This is a genomic window from Pseudonocardia sulfidoxydans NBRC 16205, from assembly GCF_007989085.1.
Lineage (GTDB): Bacteria > Actinomycetota > Actinomycetes > Mycobacteriales > Pseudonocardiaceae > Pseudonocardia > Pseudonocardia sulfidoxydans.
Map to the genome: position 1 here is coordinate 33,911 of NZ_BJVJ01000017.1, position 18,597 is coordinate 52,507.

General features: G+C 74.5%; 18 protein-coding genes. 4 read left to right on the plus strand and 14 right to left on the minus strand.

Features of this window, described 5'->3' with window-relative positions; all coding sequences use genetic code 11:
• Positions 1–219: 219 nt before the first annotated feature.
• Genes hisB through nadA form a run of 6 tightly spaced genes read right to left on the minus strand, consistent with a single transcriptional unit; the run spans position 220 to position 6,760 of the window.
• Positions 220–822, minus strand: coding sequence for an imidazoleglycerol-phosphate dehydratase HisB (hisB, locus tag PSU4_RS11035; RefSeq protein WP_147105998.1), 603 nt, complete (start codon positions 820–822; stop codon positions 220–222).
• Positions 819–1,955, minus strand: coding sequence for a histidinol-phosphate transaminase (locus PSU4_RS11040; protein WP_147106003.1), 1,137 nt, complete (start codon positions 1,953–1,955; stop codon positions 819–821). The genes hisB and PSU4_RS11040 overlap by 4 nt, the downstream gene beginning before the upstream one ends.
• Positions 1,952–3,271, minus strand: a complete 1,320-nt coding sequence (gene hisD / locus PSU4_RS11045; RefSeq protein ID WP_147106005.1) for a histidinol dehydrogenase — start codon at positions 3,269–3,271, stop codon at positions 1,952–1,954. The genes PSU4_RS11040 and hisD overlap by 4 nt, the downstream gene beginning before the upstream one ends.
• 14 nt (positions 3,272–3,285) lie before the next feature.
• The gene (gene nadC, locus PSU4_RS11050) at positions 3,286–4,170 is read right to left on the minus strand and encodes a carboxylating nicotinate-nucleotide diphosphorylase (protein WP_147106008.1); all 885 of its coding nucleotides are present in this window, start codon (positions 4,168–4,170) and stop codon (positions 3,286–3,288) included.
• The gene (locus PSU4_RS11055; RefSeq protein WP_147106011.1) at positions 4,167–5,768 is read right to left on the minus strand and encodes an L-aspartate oxidase; all 1,602 of its coding nucleotides are present in this window, start codon (positions 5,766–5,768) and stop codon (positions 4,167–4,169) included. The genes nadC and PSU4_RS11055 overlap by 4 nt, the downstream gene beginning before the upstream one ends.
• Entirely contained in the window at positions 5,765–6,760 is a 996-nt protein-coding gene (gene nadA / locus PSU4_RS11060; protein WP_147106014.1) for a quinolinate synthase NadA, read from the minus strand. Before nadA ends, PSU4_RS11055 begins: the two co-directional genes overlap by 4 nt.
• A 169-nt stretch (positions 6,761–6,929) precedes the next feature.
• On the opposite strand from nadA, the gene PSU4_RS11065 reads away from it, so the two are divergent.
• Together PSU4_RS11065 and PSU4_RS11070 are read left to right on the plus strand one after the other, a co-directional pair.
• A complete protein-coding gene (locus PSU4_RS11065; protein WP_147106017.1) occupies positions 6,930–7,658 on the plus strand; it encodes an NUDIX hydrolase in 729 nt (242 codons plus the stop codon).
• A 4-nt stretch (positions 7,659–7,662) separates the two neighbouring features.
• Positions 7,663–8,343, plus strand: a complete 681-nt coding sequence (locus PSU4_RS11070; RefSeq protein WP_147106020.1) for an LON peptidase substrate-binding domain-containing protein — start codon at positions 7,663–7,665, stop codon at positions 8,341–8,343.
• An 89-nt stretch (positions 8,344–8,432) separates the two neighbouring features.
• Here the strand turns inward: PSU4_RS11070 and PSU4_RS11075 are convergent, their stop codons facing one another.
• From PSU4_RS11075 to PSU4_RS11095, 5 genes are all read right to left on the minus strand, one after another.
• Positions 8,433–8,972, minus strand: a complete 540-nt coding sequence (locus PSU4_RS11075) for a type II toxin-antitoxin system PemK/MazF family toxin (RefSeq protein ID WP_147106023.1) — start codon at positions 8,970–8,972, stop codon at positions 8,433–8,435.
• Positions 8,973–9,049: 77 nt separating this feature from the next.
• A complete protein-coding gene (gene bsaP, locus PSU4_RS11080; protein ID WP_147106026.1) occupies positions 9,050–9,268 on the minus strand; it encodes a biotin synthase auxiliary protein BsaP in 219 nt (72 codons plus the stop codon).
• Positions 9,265–10,308, minus strand: coding sequence for a biotin synthase BioB (gene bioB / locus PSU4_RS11085; RefSeq protein WP_147106028.1), 1,044 nt, complete (start codon positions 10,306–10,308; stop codon positions 9,265–9,267). Before bioB ends, bsaP begins: the two co-directional genes overlap by 4 nt.
• Entirely contained in the window at positions 10,305–11,003 is a 699-nt protein-coding gene (gene bioD / locus PSU4_RS11090; protein WP_147106031.1) for a dethiobiotin synthase, read from the minus strand. The genes bioB and bioD overlap by 4 nt, the downstream gene beginning before the upstream one ends.
• Positions 11,000–12,151: an 8-amino-7-oxononanoate synthase gene (locus PSU4_RS11095; protein WP_246115048.1), complete on the minus strand. Its 1,152-nt coding sequence runs from the start codon at positions 12,149–12,151 to the stop codon at positions 11,000–11,002. The genes bioD and PSU4_RS11095 overlap by 4 nt, the downstream gene beginning before the upstream one ends.
• Positions 12,152–12,257: 106 nt before the next feature.
• Here PSU4_RS11095 and PSU4_RS11100 point away from each other — a divergent pair, with 106 nt between their 5' ends.
• Entirely contained in the window at positions 12,258–13,037 is a 780-nt protein-coding gene (locus PSU4_RS11100) for a class I SAM-dependent methyltransferase (RefSeq protein WP_147106034.1), read from the plus strand.
• 30 nt (positions 13,038–13,067) lie between these two features.
• Here the strand turns inward: PSU4_RS11100 and PSU4_RS11105 are convergent, their stop codons facing one another.
• Positions 13,068–14,375 (minus strand): adenosylmethionine--8-amino-7-oxononanoate transaminase, encoded by a 1,308-nt coding sequence (locus tag PSU4_RS11105; RefSeq protein WP_147106037.1) that lies wholly within the window; start codon positions 14,373–14,375, stop codon positions 13,068–13,070.
• Positions 14,376–14,413: 38 nt separating this feature from the next.
• On the opposite strand from PSU4_RS11105, the gene PSU4_RS11110 reads away from it, so the two are divergent.
• On the plus strand, positions 14,414–15,274 hold the full coding sequence (locus tag PSU4_RS11110) for a PaaX family transcriptional regulator (RefSeq protein ID WP_186816876.1): 861 nt from the start codon (positions 14,414–14,416) through the stop codon (positions 15,272–15,274).
• Positions 15,275–15,385: 111 nt separating this feature from the next.
• On the opposite strand, the gene PSU4_RS11115 is transcribed toward PSU4_RS11110, so the two are convergent.
• Both PSU4_RS11115 and PSU4_RS11120 read right to left on the minus strand, forming a co-directional pair.
• On the minus strand, positions 15,386–16,597 hold the full coding sequence (locus PSU4_RS11115; protein ID WP_147106039.1) for a hypothetical protein: 1,212 nt from the start codon (positions 16,595–16,597) through the stop codon (positions 15,386–15,388).
• Positions 16,594–17,793, minus strand: a complete 1,200-nt coding sequence (locus PSU4_RS11120; RefSeq protein WP_147106042.1) for an OmpA family protein — start codon at positions 17,791–17,793, stop codon at positions 16,594–16,596. Before PSU4_RS11120 ends, PSU4_RS11115 begins: the two co-directional genes overlap by 4 nt.
• Positions 17,794–18,597: the final 804 nt, after the last annotated feature.

Sequence of the window (18,597 nt, forward strand, 5' to 3'; positions counted from 1 at the left end):
TGCTCCCGCAGGCGCCCCGAACGACCGTGACGTTGCGACCGACGACCCGCGCGCAACCTCACTGCTCCTCCCGGCCCGCCGGACGACCGTGACGTTGCGACCGACGACCCGCGCGCAACCTCACTGCTGTGTTCGGGCCGGAAAACAGCGCTGAGGTTGCGCCCGATCGGTCGGGCGCGGCGCACCCTCAGCGCCGCGTCGTCGGCTGGGGGCGCTCGGTCAGAGCGCGCCCTTGGTCGACGCGATACCGGTGATGCGGGGGTCGGGCTCGGTGGCGGCGCGCAGGGCGCGGGCGACGGCCTTGAACTCGGCCTCGGTGATGTGGTGCGGGTCGCGCCCGTCGAGCACCCGCACGTGCAGCGCGAGATGGCCGTGGAAGGCGAGCGACTCGAAGACGTGCTTGTTCAGCACGGTCGGGTAGTGCCCGCCGACGACGAACCCGCGCATCATCTCCGGTTCCCCGGTGTGCACGGTGTAGGGCCGCCCCGAGACGTCGACGACGCACTGCGCCAACGCCTCGTCCATGGGGATCCAGGAGTCGCCGAAGCGCCGGATGCCCTTCTTGTCGCCCAACGCCGCCCGGATGGCCTGGCCCAGCACGATCGAGGTGTCCTCGACGGTGTGGTGGACGTCGATGTGGGTGTCGCCGTCGGCGTGCACGCGCAGGTCGAAGGCGCCGTGCTTGCCGAAGGCGTCGAGCATGTGGTCGAAGAACGGCACGCCGGTGTTGACGTCGGCGGTGCCGGTGCCGTCCAGGTCGATCTCGACGGTGATCTTGGTTTCCTTGGTGGCGCGTTCGACGCGCCCGACCCGTCCGGTCATCGGTCGGTCTCCAGTTCGGTCGAGGCAAGCGCCGTCGCGGCGGCGAGGAACGCGTCGTTCTCCTCGGGCGTGCCCACGGTGACGCGCAGGTGCGCCGAGATGCCGACGTCGCGGATCAGGACGCCACGGTCGAGGAACGCCCGCCAGGCGCGGGGGGCGTCGGCGAAGCGGCCGAAGAGCACGAAGTTGGCGTCGCTCCCGACGACGGCGTAGCCCGCCGCGGCGAGTGCGGCCATGACCCGGTCGCGCTCGGCGGCGAGCAGCGCGACCGAGGCGAGGGTGGCGTCGGCGTGGCGCAGCGCGGCCCGGGCGGCGGCCTGCGACAGCACCGACAGGTGATAGGGCAGGCGCACGAGCTGCAGCGCGTCGACGACCGCAGGCGCGGCGGCGAGGTAGCCCAGCCGGCCACCGGCGAACGCGAACGCCTTGCTCATGGTGCGCGAGACGATCAGCTTGTCGCCGTGGGTGTCGAGGAGCCGGATCGCGCTGGGGTGGGAGGAGAACTCCCCGTAGGCCTCGTCGACGACCACGATCCCGGGTGCCGCCTCGACCAGCGCCGCGACCTCGTCGGGGTGCAGCGACTGGCCAGTGGGGTTGTTCGGGCTGGTCAGGAAGGTGACGTCCGGCCCGAGCGACGCGAGGAGAGCGCACGCGGCGGGCACGTCGATGCCGAACGACTCGTCGCGGGGCGCGGGCACCCACTCGGTCTGCGTGCCCGAGGAGATGATCGGGTGCATCGAGTACGACGGCTCGAACCCGACCGCGCGCCTGCCCGGTCCGCCGAACGTCTGCAGGATCTGCTGCAGGACCTCGTTGGACCCGTTGGCCGCCCACATGTTGGCCGCGGTGAGCGCGACCCCGGTGCGGCCGGTCAGGTACGCGGCGAGGTCGGCCCGCAGCGCGAGGGCGTCGCGGTCCGGGTAGCGGTGCAGGTCGGCCGCGGCGGCCGCCACGGCGGCGGTGACGTCGGCGACGAGTGCCGCGGGCGGCGGGTACGGGTTCTCGTTGGTGTTGAGCCGCACCGGGACATCGAGCTGCGGGGCGCCGTAGGGGCTCTTGCCGCGCAGGTCGGCGCGCAGCGGCAGGTCCTCCAGCCGGACCTGGGCCCCCACTCCTTGCGACACCGCGGTCATCGCGCGAACCGGGCGGAGACGGCCTCGCCGTGGGCGGGCAGGTCCTCGGCGACGGCGAGCGTGACGACCTGGTCGGCCACGTCGCGCAGCGCCTGCTCGGTGTACTCGACGACGTGGATGCCGCGCAGGAACGTCTGCGTCGACAGGCCGCCGGAGTGCCGGGCGCAGCCGCCCGTCGGGAGGACGTGGTTGGAGCCGGCGCAGTAGTCGCCCAGCGACACCGGCGACCAGGCCCCGACGAAGATCGCCCCGGCGTTGCGGACCCGGGCCGCGACGGCGGCCGCGTCGGCGGTCTGGATCTCCAGGTGCTCGGCGGCGTAGGCGTCGACGACCGCGATCCCGTCGTCGAGGTTCGCGACGAGGATCGTGCCGGACTGCGGGCCCGACAGGGCGGTGCGGATGCGCTCGGTGTGCTTGGTGGAGCCGACCATGGGTGCGAGCGCGGCGTCGACGGCGTCGGCGACCGCCTCCGACGTCGTGACCAGCACCGACGCGGCGTTGGGGTCGTGCTCGGCCTGGGAGATCAGGTCGGCGGCGACGTGCACCGGATCGGCGGTGTCGTCGGCGAGGACGGCGATCTCGGTGGTGCCGGCCTCGGCGTCGATCCCGATCAGGCCGCGCAGCAGCCGTTTGGCCGCGGTGAGATAGATGTTGCCGGGCCCGGTGACCATGTCGACGGGCTCCAGGTCCTCACCGCTGGTGTCGGTACCGCCGTGGGCAAGCAGCGCCACGCACTGCGCGCCACCGACGGCCCACACCTCGTCGACACCCAGGAGCGCGGCGGCGGCGAGGATCGTCGGGTGCGGGAGGCCACCGTTGTCGGCCTGGGGCGGGGACGCGACGACGAGCGACTCGACGCCCGCCGCCTGCGCCGGGACCACGTTCATCACGACCGACGACGGGTAGACCGCGAGCCCGCCGGGCGCGTAGAGCCCGACGCGGCGGACCGGCACGAACCGCTCGGTGACGGTGCCGCCCGGGACGACCTTGGTGACGACGTCGGCGCGGCGCTGCTCGGCGTGCACCGCGCGGGCGCGGGAGATGGACGTCTCCAGTGCGGCGCGGACCGCCGGGTCGAGCGTGCCGAGCGCCTCCGCGAGCGCGGCGGCCGGCACCCGGACGCTCGCCGGGCGCACCTTGTCGAAGCGCTCGGTGTACTCCAGCGCGGCCTCGACACCGCGCTCGCGGACGGCGTCGACGATGGGCCGGACGATCTCGAGCGCCGCGTCGACGTCGATCGCCGCGCGCGGCACGATCCCCCGCAGGACGGCAGCTCGGGGCAGGGTGTCGGCGCGCAGGTCGAGACGGCGAAGCATGCCCATGAGACTAGCTATCGCAGGTCGAGCCCGAGGTCGAGGGCCGTCACCGAGTGCGTCAGCGCCCCGACCGAGATGAAGTCGACGCCCGTCGCGGCGTAGGCGGCGGCGTCGGCCAGCACGATCCCGCCGGACGACTCCAGCAGCGTCGGCAGCGCCCCGCGGCGGCGCACCGCCTCTGCCGTCTCGGCCGGGGTGAAGTTGTCCAGCAGCACCAGCTCGGCGCCGAGGGCGAGGACGTCGTCGAGCTGGTCGAGGGAGTCGACCTCGACCTCGCAGGGAAGGTCGGGCGCGAGCGCGCGCGCCGCCTCCAACGCAGCGGAGACCGAGCCCGCGGCGGCGACGTGGTTGTCCTTGATCAGGACGGCGTCGCCCAGGCCGAGGCGGTGGTTGACCCCGCCACCGCAGCGCACGGCGTACTTCTCCAGCAGCCGCAGCCCAGGCAGCGTCTTGCGGGTGTCGCGGATGCGCGCGGGCGTGCCGGCGAGGGCGTCGACCCAGGCGCGGGTGGCCGTCGCGACCCCGGAGAGGTGGCAGAGCAGGTTGAGCGCGGTGCGCTCGGCGGTGAGCAGCCCTCGGACGGGGGCGCGGACGACGAGTGCGGGCTCCCCCGCGGTCAGAACCGCACCGTCCGACGAGGCGGCGAGCTCGTCCCACTCCCCGGGCAGCACCTCGTCCAGCACCGCCCGGGCGACCGGCAGCCCGGCCAGGACGCCGGCCCGGCGCGGCGTGAACTCCCCCACCGCGACGGCATCGGCCGGGACGGTGGCCGCGGTGGTGGCGTCGGGGCCGTAGCGCAGGTCCTCCTCCAGCGCGGTGCGCACGACGCGCAGCAGGTCGTCCGGATCGGGGACGCCGATCTCGGTGGCGCCGCCGACCCCGGCCGCGATGCTCGTCATGCCACACCTGCCAGCACGCCGCCGCCGACGACGGGCCTGCCGTCGCCGTCCAGGGTCACGACGAGGCTCTCCCGCTGCCACACGTCGTCGCGGTCGGGGAAGTCGGTGCGCACGTGGCAGCCCCTCGTCTCGCGTCGGGTGCCCGCGGCGGCCAGCACGGCCTGCGCGAGCAGGGTCAGGGCGGCGTCCTCGACGCCGGCCCGGTCGGCGGGCAGGACCCGCCCGGTGACGGACTCGATCGCGTCGGACGCCGCGGCGAGCCCGGCGGCGTCGCGGCCGATGCCGGCCGAGGCGCTCATGGCCCGCTGCACGACGCGCCGGTCGGCGACGGGCACGGCTGCGGGCCGGGCGACGGGGTCGGCGAGCGCCGGGCGGGGCCCGGCGAGGTCGGTGGCGACGGCGGTCGCGGCCCGCGCGCCGACGACGAGCCCTTCGAGCAAGCTGTTGGACGCCAACCGGTTCGCGCCGTGCAGCCCGGTCCGGGCCACCTCGCCGGCGGCGTAGAGGCCAGGGACGGCGGTGCGTCCGTCGACGTCGGCGACCACCCCGCCGCACGAGTAGTGCGCGGCGGGGGTGACGGGGACGAGGTCGACGCGCGGGTCGATGCCGGCGTCGGCGCAGGAGGCGAAGACCGTCGGGAAGCGGGCGACGAAGCCGTCGATCGTGGTGGCGTCGAGCCACACGCACTCGGAGCCGGTGGCGGCCATGCGCCGGGTGATCGCGGCGGCGACGACGTCGCGGGGGGCGAGGTCGGCGAGCGGGTGCACGTCGGTCATGAAGGCGACGCCGGCGCGGTCGCGCAGCACGGCGCCCTCGCCGCGGACGGCCTCGGTGACCAGCGGACGGCGGCCGACGGCCGGGCCGGTGTAGAGGACGGTCGGGTGGAACTGGACGAACTCGAGGTCGGCCGCGGTGGCGCCGGCGCGCAGGGCCAGTGCGATCCCGTCGCCGGTGACGGCCGACGGGTTGGTGGTCGAGGAGAACAGCTGGCCGTACCCGCCCGTGGCGAGCAGGACAGCGGGCGCGCGCAGCAGCCCGGGGCGGCCGTGGTCGTCGGCCACCCAGAGCCCGACGACGCGGCCGGCGGCGTCGAGCGCGACGTCGAGGCCGACGTGCCCGGTGAGCAGCGGGAGCTCGGCGGTGCCGCGGGCGGTGGCGACGAGCGCGCGCTCGACCTCCGCGCCGGTGGCGTCACCGCCGGCGGGGACGACCCGGAACGCGGTGTGCCCGCCCTCCCGGGTGCGGGCGAGACCATTCCCCGAGGAGTCGAAGACTGCGCCCCGCGCCCGCAGGTGCGCGAACGCGGCGGGTCCACCCTCGACGATCGCCGCCACCGCAAGAGCGTCGTTCAGGCCGGCGCCCGCGGTGAGCGTGTCGGCGATGTGGCGGTCGGTGTCGTCGCCGGCGACGTCGCCGAGCACGACGGCGATGCCGCCCTGCGCCCAGCGCGTCGACCCGGCGTCGAGGTCGTCCTTCGTGACGACGACGACCCGCAGCCCCGCGGCCACGGCGTCGAGCGCGGCGGTCAGCCCGGCGACGCCGCTGCCGACGACGACCAGGTCCGCGCGCGCGTCCCAGCCCGACGATGGCGAGGTCATTCCCCACCGCCGGGGCGGCCGATGGCGATCATCCGCTGCACGGCCTCGCGCCCGCGGGCCGCGAGCTCGGGGTCGACGTGCACCTCGTCGGTGCCCTCGCGCAGCGACCGGACCAGCTTCTCCGGGGTGATCATCTTCATGTAGGGGCAGGACGCGCGCTCGTTGACGGCCCGGAAGTCGACCTCGGGGGCGGCGCGGCGCAGCTGGTGCAGCATGCCGACCTCCGTCGCGACCAGCACCGACTTCGCGCCGGTCTCGCGGGCGGCGTCGAGCATGCCGCCCGTCGACAGGATCTTGACGCGCTCGGCCGGGACCGCGCCCGCCGTCGCCAGGTAGAGCGCCGAGGTGGCGCAGCCGCACTCGGGGTGCACGAACAGCTCGGCGTCGGGGTCGGCCTCGGCCTTGGCGGTGAGCTCGGCGCCGTTGATGCCGGCGTGGACGTGGCACTCCCCCGCCCAGACGTGGATGTTGTCGCGCCCGGTGACCCGGCGGACGTGCGCGCCGAGGAACTGGTCGGGCAGGAACAGGATCTCCTTGTCCGCCGGGATCGACTCGACGACCTCGACGGCGTTGGACGACGTGCAGCACACGTCGGTCTCGGCCTTCACCGCCGCGGTCGTGTTCACGTACGACACGACGACCGCGCCCGGGTGCTCGGCCTTCCAGGCGCGCAGCTCGTCGGCGGTGATCGAGTCCGCGAGCGAGCAGCCGGCGGCCGCGTCGGGGATCAGGACCGTCTTCTCGGGCGCGAGGATCTTGGCGGTCTCGGCCATGAAGTGGACGCCGCAGAACACGATGGTGTCCGCGTCGGCCGCGGCCGCGATGCGCGAGAGCGCCAGCGAGTCGCCCACGTGGTGGGCGACGTCCTGGATCTCGGGCAGCTGGTAGTTGTGCGCCAGGACGACCGCGTTCCGACGGCGGGCCAGCGCGTGGACCTGCTCCGCCCAGTCGGCACCCGTGGTGGGCGCGTCGACGACCTGTGTCGGGCTCATCGGACACCTCCTCCTGTTTTCGCCTATCAATCGAAAACGTGGAGATCGTAGCAGCCGACCTCGCCGATGGGCACCGTGCGGGTGACCAGGGCCTCACGCCACGTTCACCCGGGCGCAACCCCGGCGTCCACCGGCCACCCCGTGTGGACGGGCGGCATACGCTGCGCACATGCCCGGCACGACCCCTCCCCTGGGTGGACGACACGTCGCCACCGGCCACGAGGTGCTCGCCGCCGTCCTCCAGGTCCGCGACGGCCGGCTCCGCGTCCTGGCCTGGCAGCGAGGCATCGCCCCCGACGAAGGCAGGTGGGCGCTCCCGGGCGGACACCTGCGCGACGACGAGGACGTCGAGGAGTCGGTGCGCCGCCAGCTCGCCGAGAAGGTCGACCTGAGCGACGTCGCCCACGTCGAACAGCTCGGCGTCTTCTCCGCCCCGCACCGGGTCCCGGACGCACGTATCGTCGCCACCGCGTTCCTCGGGCTCGTCCCCTCCGACGCCGACCCCGCCGTCCCCGACGACACCGCCTGGCAACCCGTGGACGCGTTGCCGCCCACCGCCTTCGACCACGCCGCCATCGTCGACGACGCGCTGGACCGCCTGCGCGCCAAGCTGTCCTACACCAACATCGGGTTCGCCCTGGCCCCCGCCGAGTTCACCGTCTCGGCCCTGCGCGAGATCTACGCGGGCGCCCTCGGACACCCGGTGTCGGCCACCAACCTGCAACGGGTCCTCACCCGGCGCGGCCAGCTCGAGCCCACCGGCGCCGTCTCCCCTCCCGGCCCGGCGGGCGGGCGACCCGCGGCACTGTTCCGGTTCACCCGCCGCACCCTGCGCGTCACCGACGCCTTCGCCGTCCTACGGCCGCCGGGCGAGGTCGGCCGAGCCGTCGTACCGTGAGCAGGTGACGACGACCATCCCCCTGTTCCCGCTCGGGACGGTGCTCATGCCCGGGTCGTCGCTGCCGTTGCACATCTTCGAGCCGCGCTACCGCCAGCTCACCGTCGACCTCGTCACGGGTGCGGTGCCGGACAAGCAGTTCGGCGTCGTCGCCGTCCGTGAGGGATTCACACCCGACACCGACGGTCTCGCCGCGCTGCACGCCGTGGGATGCACCGCCGAACTGCTCGACGTGCAGCGCCTGCCCGACGGCCGCTACGACATCGTGACCCGTGGTGTGCAACGGTTCCGGCTCCTCTCGATCGACGACACCGAGAAGCCCTACCTCACCGGCACCGTCGAGTTCCTGCCCGACGACCCGCTCACCGACGAGCCCGAGGGCACCACGCGCTACCTCAGCGCCGCGGCGCGCGACGCCCATCGTCGCTACTGCGCGACGGCGTGGAAGAACGACGACTGGTCCGAGCCCGGCCCCGACATCGAGCCGCAGCACCTGCCGCACGTGCTGGCCGCCGACTGCCTGCTGCCCATCGGCGACCGGCAGCGGCTGCTGGAGCAGACCTGCCCGACCGAGCGGCTACGACTGGTCCGCGAGCTGCTCGCGCGCGAGACCGGCCTGCTCGGTCGGCTGCGGGCGGTCCCGGCACCCATGACGACGTTCGCGGTGGAGCAGAGCCCCAACTAGGCGCGGCCGACCGCGATTCGCCGAGTTCGACCACGGACTGGTTCGGCCATGCTCAGGACCAGTCCCACGTCGAGCTCGGCGTGGGTCCCTCAGCTCCAGCCGTAGCGCGACCGCAGCTGGTCGGCGACGCGGTCGAAGCGGTCGCGGTCGAGGATGGCGCCCTCGCGGCGGATGTCGTGTTCGCCGATCTCGAGGACCCGGTCGAGCCGCACGAACGACTCCCGGCCCTCGCGGTCCCACGCGCCCGTGCCGATCCCGGCCCAGTCCGGGTCGCCGTCGCGCTTGTGCTGGCTCGACAGCATGAGCCCCAGCAGCTCCCCGCCGCCCTTGCCGACGACGAGCAGCGGCCGGTCCTTGCCCTGGCTCGCGTCCTCCTCGTAGGGCACCCAGGCCCACACGATCTCGCCCGGGTCGGCGGCGCCGTCGAGGTCGGGGGCGTAGGCGATCCTGCGGGCACGGTCGGCGGTCGGCGCGGTGCGGACGCCGCCGTGCCCCTGCGGGGCGGGCGCCGACGGCCGGCCCTGCCGCGGGGGCGCGGGCCGCGCCGGCTCCTGCTTCTTGCCAGAGCTGTCGAGCAGCTTCAGTCCGACGTCGACGACCTGCTTGAGCAGGTTCCCCCAGTTCGCCATGCGCGACAGCATGTCAGGCCGTCCCACGACCCCTGTGAGTGGCAATGGTCGCTATCGCGACCATTGCCACTCACGACTCAGGAATGCGTCTCGCCGTGGCGGCTGCAGCGGGCCTGCCACCCGAACGGGTCGACCTGGACGACCATCCTGCGCGCGCACTGTGGGCAGAAGCGCGGCGGCTCCAGGCTGCGCCGTACCGCGCAGCGCTCGTGCCCGGCGGTGGCGGCGGGCTCGCCGCACTGGTCGCAGAACTGCGCCGCACCGTCCGCGGCCGGCTCCTGCACCGGCGCGCTCACAGGGTCTCGTTCAAGGCCTTGATCGGCATCTGCAGCTCGCCGAGCAGGTCGATGTCGGACTCGGCGGGGCGGCCCAGCGTCGTCAGGTAGTTGCCGACGATGACCGCGTTGATACCACCGAGCAGGCCCTGGCGGGCGCCGAGGTCGCCGAGGGTGATCTCACGGCCGCCGGCGAAGCGCAGCACGGTGCGCGGCATGGCGAGCCGGAAGGCGGCGACGGTGCGCAGCGCGTCGGGACCCGACATCTGCTCCAGGTCGCCGAACGGCGTGCCGGGGCGCGGGTTGAGGAAGTTCAGCGGCACCTCGTCCGGGGTGAGCTCGGCGAGCTGCGCCGCGAACTCGGCGCGCTGCTCCAGCGACTCCCCCATACCGACGATCCCGCCGCAGCACACCTCCATCCCGGCCTCACGGACCAGGCGCAGCGTCTCCCAGCGCTCCTCCCACGTGTGTGTGGTGACGACGTTGGTGAAGTACGACCTGGCCGTCTCGAGGTTGTGGTTGTAGCGGTGCACGCCCATCTCCGCCAGGCGCGTGACCTGGTCCTCGCTGAGCATTCCCAGGGAGCACGCGACGTTGATGTCGACGGCGTCCTTGATCGCGGCGACGCCGGCGGCGACCTGGTTCATGAGGCGCTCGTCGGGGCCGCGGACGGCGGCGACGATGCAGAACTCGGTGGCGCCGGTCTTGGCCGTCTGCTTCGCGGCCTCGACGAGCATCGGCACGTCGAGCCAGGCGGCCCGCACCGGCGAGGCGAACAGGCCGGACTGCGAGCAGAAGTGGCAGTCCTCGGGGCAGCCGCCGGTCTTGAGCGAGATGATGCCCTCGACCTCGACCTCGGGCCCGCACCAGCGCATGCGGACGTCGTGGGCGAGCGCGAGGAGGTCGTCGAGCGACTCGTCGGGCAGCTGCAGGACCTGCAGTACCTGTTCCCGGGTCAGCCCCTCGCCGCGCTCGAGCACCTGCCCGCGCGCGGTCGCCAGGATGTCGCCGGCGGCGGGGTTGCCCGCGCGGTCCGACGTCGACGTCGTCGAGATGCTCACGGCTGCGGAGTCTGCCATTTTCCGCCGAGCGGGGCCCCCAGACTGTGACGCGCGACCGTCGCGAAGCGGTCGGCGTCGAGTGCCCCCGCGCCCTCCGGAAGCGCTCCGACCAGCGAGAACCCGGTGACCGCGGGCAGATCCGTGAGGTTGCAGGTCGTCGCCAGATCGGGCGTCTCGGGCAGGGATCCGACGACGATCCCGGCGCAGGCCAGCCCGGCGGCGCGCAGGGCACGTGTCGTCAGCTCGGTGTGGTTGAGGGTGCCCAGACCCGCGGCCGCGACGACGAGGACCGCGGCGCCGAGGCCCGCGGCGACGTCGGCGAGGGTGCCGTCGGTGGTGAAGCGCACGAGCAACCCGCCCGCACCTTCGACGAGGACGAGGTCGTGGTCGCGGTCGAGCTCGCGGGCGGCGGCGATCGTGGCCCGCGGGGTGACGGGGTCCAGGCCCGCGCGGCGGGCGGCGGTCAAGGGCGCCAACGGGTCGGGGAACCGGCCGAGCTCCCGGGTGGTGACCGCGCCGCCGGTGAGCCGCGTGACGGCGGCCAGGTCGCCGGGCTCCGCCGGTGCGACACCGGTCTGGGCGGGTTTGAGGACGGCGACCCGCTCCCCCCGCGCGGCGGCGACGGCGGCGACGGCGGCGGTCACGACGGTCTTGCCGACGTCGGTCCCGGTCCCGGTGACGACGAGAACGCTCACGACTCGGCCAGGACCGTCGCGAGTACCCGCCGCGCCAGGTCGAGGTCGGCGTCGGTGAGATCGGCGCGGGCGGTGAGCCGCAGCCGGCTGGTGCCCTCGGGGACCGACGGCGGCCGGAAGCAGCCCACCCGCAGACCCAGCTCGGCGCAGCGCTGGGCGGCGGCGAACGCGCGCTCGGGCTCGCCCAGCACGACCGGCACGACCGCCGACGGCGGGGCCGGCACGCGCGCCGCGTCGGCCAGCGCCGCCGCGGCCGCGAGGACCGCGGCGGGCAGCCGCGGCTCGTCGCGCAGGATGTGAAGGGCCGCAAGGGCTGCGCCCGCCGCGGCAGGCGCGAGGCCGGTGTCGAAGATCATCGTCCGGGCGGCGTCGACGAGGTGCTCGACGACCCGTCGCGGGCCCAGCACCGCGCCGCCCTGGCTGCCGAGCGCCTTGGACAAGGTGACGGTGAGGACGACGTCGTCGGCACCGGCGAGCCCCAGCTCCGCGGCGAGGCCGCGACCGCCCTCGCCGCGCACCCCGAGCCCGTGGGCCTCGTCGACGACCAGCACCGCGCCCCGGGCCCGGCACACCGCGTGCAGCGCGTCGAGCGGGGTCAGCGTGCCGTCGGCGGAGGTGACGGCGTCGGTGACGACGAGCGCGCGCTCCTCGGTGCGGGCGGCGAGCGCGGCGTCGACGGCCGCGACGTCGGCGTGCGGCGTCACCAGCACCCGGGCGCGGGAGAGCCGGCAGGCGTCGACGATCGAGGCGTGGTTGGCGCCGTCGGACACCACGAGCGACCCGGCGCCCGACAGCCCGGTGACGACGCCGATGTTCGCCGTGTAGCCCGAGGAGAACACCAGCCCCGCCTCGGTACCGACGAACGCGGCCAGCTCGTCCTCCAACCGGGCGTGCAGCTCGGTGCTGCCCGTGACCAGCCGCGACCCCGTGGACCCGGCACCCCACGTCCGCAGCGCCGCGACCCCCGCGTCGACGACGCGCTTGTCGCGCGACAGGCCCAGGTAGTCGTTGCCCGCGAGGTCGAGCTGCGGCTCGTCGGCGGCGCGATGGCGCAACGTGCGGCGCAGCCCCGCCGCCCGGCGGTCCGCGGCGGCGCGGTCGAGCCAGTCGAGCGGGTGCTCCGGTGTGTCGTCCACGGCTGCGTCCACGTCCGGACCTTAGGCGCCCGTGTCACCCGTGCGCATGTGACGTCGCGCGAGCAGCCCGGGCCATGATCGGTCGAGCAATCCGTGACGGGTCGAGGAGGACCGGTAGATGAGCTGGCAGATGGTCGACGAGGGCTGGGGCCGCAAGGCCGTCGACTGGGCGACGCTCGCCGAACCGCACGCCGTGCGGGAGTACGTGTTCGTACACCGCCTCCTCGACGTGCGTCCCGGCGTCGACCTGCTCGACGTCGCCTGCGGGGCCGGGCTCTCCCTGGAGCTGGCCGGGGTGGCCGGCGCGCGGTGCTCGGGCATCGACGCCTCGCCGCGGCTCGTCGAGGTCGCGCGGCTGCGCAACCCCGGCTGCGACATCCGCGTCGGCGACATGGCCGAGTCCGGCTTCGACGACGCGTCGTTCGACCTGGTCACGAGCTTCCGCGGGATCTGGGGCACCACACCGGCCGCGATCACCGAGGTCGCCCGGGTGCTGCGGCCGGGCGGCAGGGTGGCGCTGACGTTCTGGGGCGACATGTCCGCGACGCCGGGCGGGCGGCTGCTCGCGCCGTTCCGGCTGGCGACGCAGGAGCAGGTCGGCCACCAGTCCGCGATGGTCGCGCTCAAGGCGCCGGGCGCGGCGGCGGCCTTCCTCGCCGGGGCGGGGCTGGAGCCCGGCGAGCTGGTCGACGTCCCCTTCGTCATGGAGTACGCCGACGCCGAGCACTACGCCCGCGGCCTGGCCGCCAGCGGGCCGGCGTTCGAGGCGATCCAGACCGCGGGCGAGGAGGCGTTCCACGCGGCGTGCATGGACGCGGTGCAGCCGTTCCTGCGCGACGGGCTGCCGATCCGGGCGACCATCCGGCTGTTCGGGATCGTCGGCACCAAACCTGCCTGACCCTGTGAGCGGCGATAGTCGCTATAGCGACTATCGCCGCTCACAACCTCGGGCGGCGGCTACAGCGGCGCACACCCCGGCGGTGATCGTCGCGACCTCGTCGGCGGTGCAGACGTACGGCGGCATCGTGTAGACGAGGTCGCGGAAGGGCCGCAGCCACACCCCCGCCGCGATCGCGGCGTCGGTGGCCGCGGCGACATCGACCTCGTGGTCGAGCTGGACGACGCCGATCGCGCCCAGCACCCGCACGTCACGCACCCCCGGCAGCGACCGTGCCGGGGCCAGCCCGGCGCCCAGGCCGTCGGAGACGGCGGCGACCCGGCCCCGCCAGTCGCTGCCGAGAAGCAACCCGACCGACGCCCCCGCCACCGCGCACGCCAGCGGGTTGCCCATGAACGTCGGCCCGTGCATCAGCACACCGGCCTCGCCGTCGGAGATGCCGCGGGCCACCTCGGGGGTGCACAGCGTCGCCGCCAGGCTCATGTACCCGCCGGTCAGCGCCTTGCCGACGCACATGACGTCGGGCGCGATGCCGGCGTGGTCGGCGGCGAACATCTCCCCCGTCCGCCCGAAACCGGTGGCGATCTCGTCGAACACCAGCAGGACGTCGTTGGCCAGGCACAGCTCCCGCAGAACGTGCAGGTAGCGGGGATCGTGGAAGCGCATCCCGCCCGCGCCCTGCACGACCGGCTCCACGATCACGGCGGCGAGCTCGTCGGCGTGGGTCTCGACGAGCCGCGCCAACTCCGCGACGTACCCGGTCTCGAACTCACGCGGAGGCGCCGACGCGAACACCTGCTGCGGCAGGACGTCGCGCCACAGCGAGTGCATCCCACCGTCCGGGTCGCACACGCTCATCGCGCCGAACGTGTCGCCGTGGTAGCCCCCGCGCCACGTCAGCAGCCGGTGCTTGCCGGGGCGCCCGCGCGACCGCTGGTACTGCAGGCACATCTTGATCGCGACCTCCACCGACACCGAGCCGGAGTCGGACAGGAAGACGTGCGCCAGCTCGCCCGGGGCCAGCTCGACCAGCGTGCGCGCCAAGGCGACCGCAGGCCCGTGGGTGAGGCCGCCGAACATGACGTGGCTCATCGTCGCGAGCTGGCCGGTGACCGCCGCGTCGAGGGCGGGGTGGCGGTAGCCGTGGATCGCCGCCCACCACGACGACATGCCGTCGACGACCTCGACCGTCCCTCCCCCGGCGCCCCCGCCCGCGGCGAGCCGCAGCCGCACCCCCTCGGCCGACACGACCGCACGCGGGCTCACCGTCGCGGGCATCGGGGCGTAGGGATGCCAGACGAGGTCGCGGTCGGCGGCGAGGAGATCGTCAGGGGTCACGGCCCCCGACCCTATGCTGCGTCTACGCTGGCCGGACCATGTCCGTCGCAGCCGAGGAACCAACGGGCCGCCCGGCGCTGTCGCGCCGCCGCGAGCTCGGCTCCGCCAGCGCGCGGTCGATGCTGCTCACGGTGCTGGGCGAGTTCGTCCTACCCCGGGCCCAGCCGGTGTGGACGCAGACACTGGTCGACGTGATGGGCCGGCTCGGCGTCGAGCAGAAGTCGGCCCGGCAGGCGTTGGCGCGCACCGCCGCCGAGGGCCTGCTCACCTCCGACCGGGAGGGGCGCCGGGTCCGCTGGTCGCTCTCGGAGTCCGGCAGCAGGCTGCTGTCCGACGGCGCCGCGCGCATCTACGGGTTCGGCACCCCCGCCGCGGCCTGGGACGGCCGCTGGCTGGTCCTGCTCGTCAGCGTCCCCGAGTCGCGACGCCGGCTGCGGCACCGGCTGCGCACCCGGCTCGCGTGGGCCGGGCTGGGCTCCCCGTCGCCGGGCGTGTGGATCTCCCCCGACCCCGGCAAGCAGGCGGAGGTCGCCGACGTCGTCGCCGACCTCGAGCTCGACGAGGTGACCAGCTCGTTCGTCGGCCCCTTCGGCGCGATCGGCGCCGAAGCCGACATGGTCGCGCAGGCCTGGGACCTCGCCGAGGTCGAAGCCGCCTACGAGGAGTTCATCGCCGACTTCGGCGGCACCGGCCCCAGCGACCCCGACGAGATCATGGTCCGCCAGGTGCAGCTCGTGCACGCGTGGCGACGGTTCCCGTTCCTCGACCCGCGGCTGCCCGCGGCCCTGCTGCCGCACGCCTGGGCGGGCACCCGCGCCGCCGAGCTCTTCGACACCCTGCACTCGCGGTGGGAGGGCCCGGCGCGCCGCCGCTGGGACGAACGCTCCGCGATCGGCTGACCGTACCGACACGGTGCCGCGCTGATCCTGATGCCGTCGCCCGGCCGCCCCGAGGACACGGCACCCGACGTCCAGGCCGCCGCGCTCCAGAGCTGACAGACCCGCCCGCCCTCATCCGGCGAGATCGTGGTCCTCCCGGACGTCACCGGCGGCGAAGGCCAACGCGGCCCGCGCCGTCCGGATCGCGTCGGCGACGTCCCGGGCCGGCTCGTCGAGCTCCGGCACGTCCGGCAGCGGGAACGCCTCGTCGTCCCGTGCGTGCACGAGCTGCGGATCGACGAGCCCGCGAGCGATCCGAACCGCCTCCTCCGCGCGCAGGTACTCCGCGTGCAGACGGGCCCGCAGCCTCGTGTACCGCGCCCGGTACCCGCGCTCCCGGCGGACCGCCGTGTCCAGGCACCACCTGCCGAATGCCAGCCGTCGGCACGCGGCCCGGTCCGTCCGCACCACCGCGCGGGCGCACGCCCTCACCAGTGCCGCCTCCGGGGACTCCCGGTACGCCTCCTGCGCGACGACGCACCACGGCGCCGCGAGCGCCGATCCCGCCAGGAGCAGACCCACCGCGGTGCCGAGCGTCCCCGCCTGCGCGAGTTGGGCCTCCACGTCGACGCGCACCAGCAGCGCTGCCGCGGCCAGCGCCGCGAGCAGCCCCAGCAGCCCCGCCAGCGGAACGACGACTGCCCCGCGGCGCGGGTACTCCTCGACGTCGGGGTCGGAGTGCCGCCGCGCCCACAGCAGCTTGCCCAACCGCACCGCCAGCATCGCCTGGACCGCCCCGCCGAACACGGCGAGCGCGACGACGGTGACCAGGTCCGCGGGCGACGGGGCCGCCCAGTCGACGTTGACCAGGAACCCGATCACGATGATCAGGGCCGCGACGTCCACCAACAGCAGCAGGACGCCGAGCAGCCGCAGCAGCACTCCGTCGCGGTCGCGGTGGCGGGTCCCGTTCGGTGCGGCCGACGCGATGACGGCGGCCTCCGACACCGGTACCGACCGGCCGCTGACGGCCACTGTCCGCTGCCGCAGCGAGAGCACCGACGTCGCCATCCGCGTCGCCCGTTGTGCGGCCCGCTCCGCGCGTCGGGCCGACCGCGACAGCGACGGCACCGTGGCGGCGATCGCCCGTTGGACGCGCCGCGCGGCGCCCACCCGGACTGCGACCTCGAGGTCGACGGCCTCGCCGGCGCGCAGCGGGACACCGCGGCGGACATGGGCGAGACGCAGCATCTCGACGAGGACGGCGAACAACCGCTCCAGGACTCCCGGGGGGAGCCTGCGAGGACGCGGTTGCGGTGAACCGGGCGATCCGGACTCGGTCACGGTTGGCCTCCGTTCGTCGTGACGGTGAGGGTGACGCTGCGGTTGCGCGCCGCGGCGTCCGGCACCAGCCGACCGCCCGCGTCGAGGTCCGCGACAAGCGGCGCGTCGTAGCCGAGCCCGCGCACGGTGATCCGGTCCCCGGGGAAGCCGGCCGCGACGAGCGCGTCCGCGCATGCCTGGGCGCGGGCGAGGCTGAAACGACGGGCCGAGTCGGCGGGTGGCACGGTCGCGGTCCGGCCGTCGAGCCGCACCCGGACGTCCGCCGGCAACACTCGGGCGAAGGTCGCCAGGACAGCCGAGGCCGACGGCAGCAGCGCGGCCGAGTCCGGCCCGAACAACGCCGCGGAGGGCAGCTCGATCGGATCCCCGCGCGCGACGTCGAGCGGGGGCAGGGCCGGGACGTCGACGACCGGAGCCGGCACGGTCGACGCCGGGGCCGTGGGCGGGAGTGGCTCCTGGTCCGCCCGGCAGTCGCCGCCGGCAGCTCGGCACAAACCCAACCAGTGGTTCACGAGGCGCACGCGCACGCTGTCCGGCAGCGGCGGCTGCAGACCGGCGACGTCCCCGATCCCACTGAACACGACCGTCTTGCCCCGCAGGTCGGGCAACAGGTGCTGGGCGACCACCGCGTCGACCACCTTCTGCGTGCCGACCTGGTCCCAGCCGACACCCGGCGCCTCGATCGCCAGCGGTCCGACACTCTGCAGCCCCGAACTGAACACGACCGCGGTGACGGAGCCTGGGGAACGGGCGACGTGGGCGAGCAGGCCGAGGGTGTCCACCTGACCGCTGGACCCGGCCGTCGTCGCGAGGGTGTGACCGACCGAGGCGAGCAGATCGGCGGTGAGCCGAGCCCTCCGATCGGCGTCGTGTTCGACCTGCGTACCTCGGCGCAGGACGAGGTCGACGGGCGTGTGCGCGACCGGTCCCGCCGGGCCGTCCACCGCGATGTCGAGCACGGCGTCGTCGGACGCGATCGCGTCGCGGACCATTCCGGCGATGGTCCGGGTCGACGCGGGTGCGGGCTCGTTCGCCGATGCCCCCATGACCATGAGGACCCGTGTCGCGGCTCGGGTCGCGGCGACGGGCGAGGTGGCCGCGGCCGGGGCGGTGCAGGCGGTGGCCGCCGCGACGACCGCGATGCACGCCGCACCGAGGACCGCGGGTCGTTCGCCGTGGCTGAGCCGTCCGAGCATCTCGGGCCTCCTCACCGCGCCGGTTCGAGATCACCCTGGGTGCACGACCGGCCGACGAGAGTGATAGTGAGGCATGGGATCGTGATGTGCAATCCCATTCAGCATTTGCCATGATCACGGCCCATCGTGACCGTACGCGTTCCCTCGTTGCCCCATTCGGCCCAACATCACGATTGAGCCGCGGTTGAGCTGCAGAGTTGAGACATGCGATACCCCTGAGCAATCCCACCCAGGGTTTGCGAGTACTCTCCGCGCTCATCCGCCGGGGCGCCGAGAGAGCCGAGGTCAGCGAGTGCCGCGCATCGTGGATCGCCACCGGCCGCGCGAGCGGCGATCCGAGATCCTGCGCGCGCACGCCGTACCGCCGACGGTGGCGAGCCGGCCGCGGCGGTCACCGCTCCCCCGCTCCCCGGAACCGCTCACCGGACCGCACCGGCCAGGCACCCCGGCCGGTCACCGACGCCGCCGAGCCACCCCGTCGAACCGACAGCCCGCGACGCCGATCTGTTCGGCGCACGACGCCGACCCGCACAAGAAGGTGAGGTCCCGCATGTCCAGTCCCGAGTATCGCCGGCCGCACGTTCTGCAGCACGAACTCCTGCGTCGAGATCGCTACCTCGCGCGGCGGCGCCATCGCCGTGCGCGACTCAGGAGCGCGGATGACATTCCGCTCCGGTTTCGTCGACGCCTGAACGGCGCGCGTCCTCGACGGAGTCCGCACCGAGGACTGCGACCCTGCATTCGCACGGGTCGAACCGGACCCTTCGCCCCTGACATCCACTGACACACAGCTCACGAACGGTG

Coding starts and splice junctions, on each gene's coding strand:
- nadA (WP_147106014.1), bottom strand. CDS start 6,760: ATGAGCCCGACACAGGTCGTCGACGCGCCCACCACGGGTGCCGACTGG.
- PSU4_RS11120 (WP_147106042.1), bottom strand. CDS start 17,793: ATGCTCGGACGGCTCAGCCACGGCGAACGACCCGCGGTCCTCGGTGCG.
- PSU4_RS11110 (WP_186816876.1), top strand. CDS start 14,414: ATGTCCGTCGCAGCCGAGGAACCAACGGGCCGCCCGGCGCTGTCGCGC.
- nadC (WP_147106008.1), bottom strand. CDS start 4,170: ATGACGAGCATCGCGGCCGGGGTCGGCGGCGCCACCGAGATCGGCGTC.
- PSU4_RS11100 (WP_147106034.1), top strand. CDS start 12,258: ATGAGCTGGCAGATGGTCGACGAGGGCTGGGGCCGCAAGGCCGTCGAC.
- PSU4_RS11055 (WP_147106011.1), bottom strand. CDS start 5,768: ATGACCTCGCCATCGTCGGGCTGGGACGCGCGCGCGGACCTGGTCGTC.
- PSU4_RS11040 (WP_147106003.1), bottom strand. CDS start 1,955: ATGACCGCGGTGTCGCAAGGAGTGGGGGCCCAGGTCCGGCTGGAGGAC.
- PSU4_RS11065 (WP_147106017.1), top strand. CDS start 6,930: ATGCCCGGCACGACCCCTCCCCTGGGTGGACGACACGTCGCCACCGGC.
- hisB (WP_147105998.1), bottom strand. CDS start 822: ATGACCGGACGGGTCGGGCGCGTCGAACGCGCCACCAAGGAAACCAAG.
- hisD (WP_147106005.1), bottom strand. CDS start 3,271: ATGCTTCGCCGTCTCGACCTGCGCGCCGACACCCTGCCCCGAGCTGCC.
- PSU4_RS11075 (WP_147106023.1), bottom strand. CDS start 8,972: ATGGCGAACTGGGGGAACCTGCTCAAGCAGGTCGTCGACGTCGGACTG.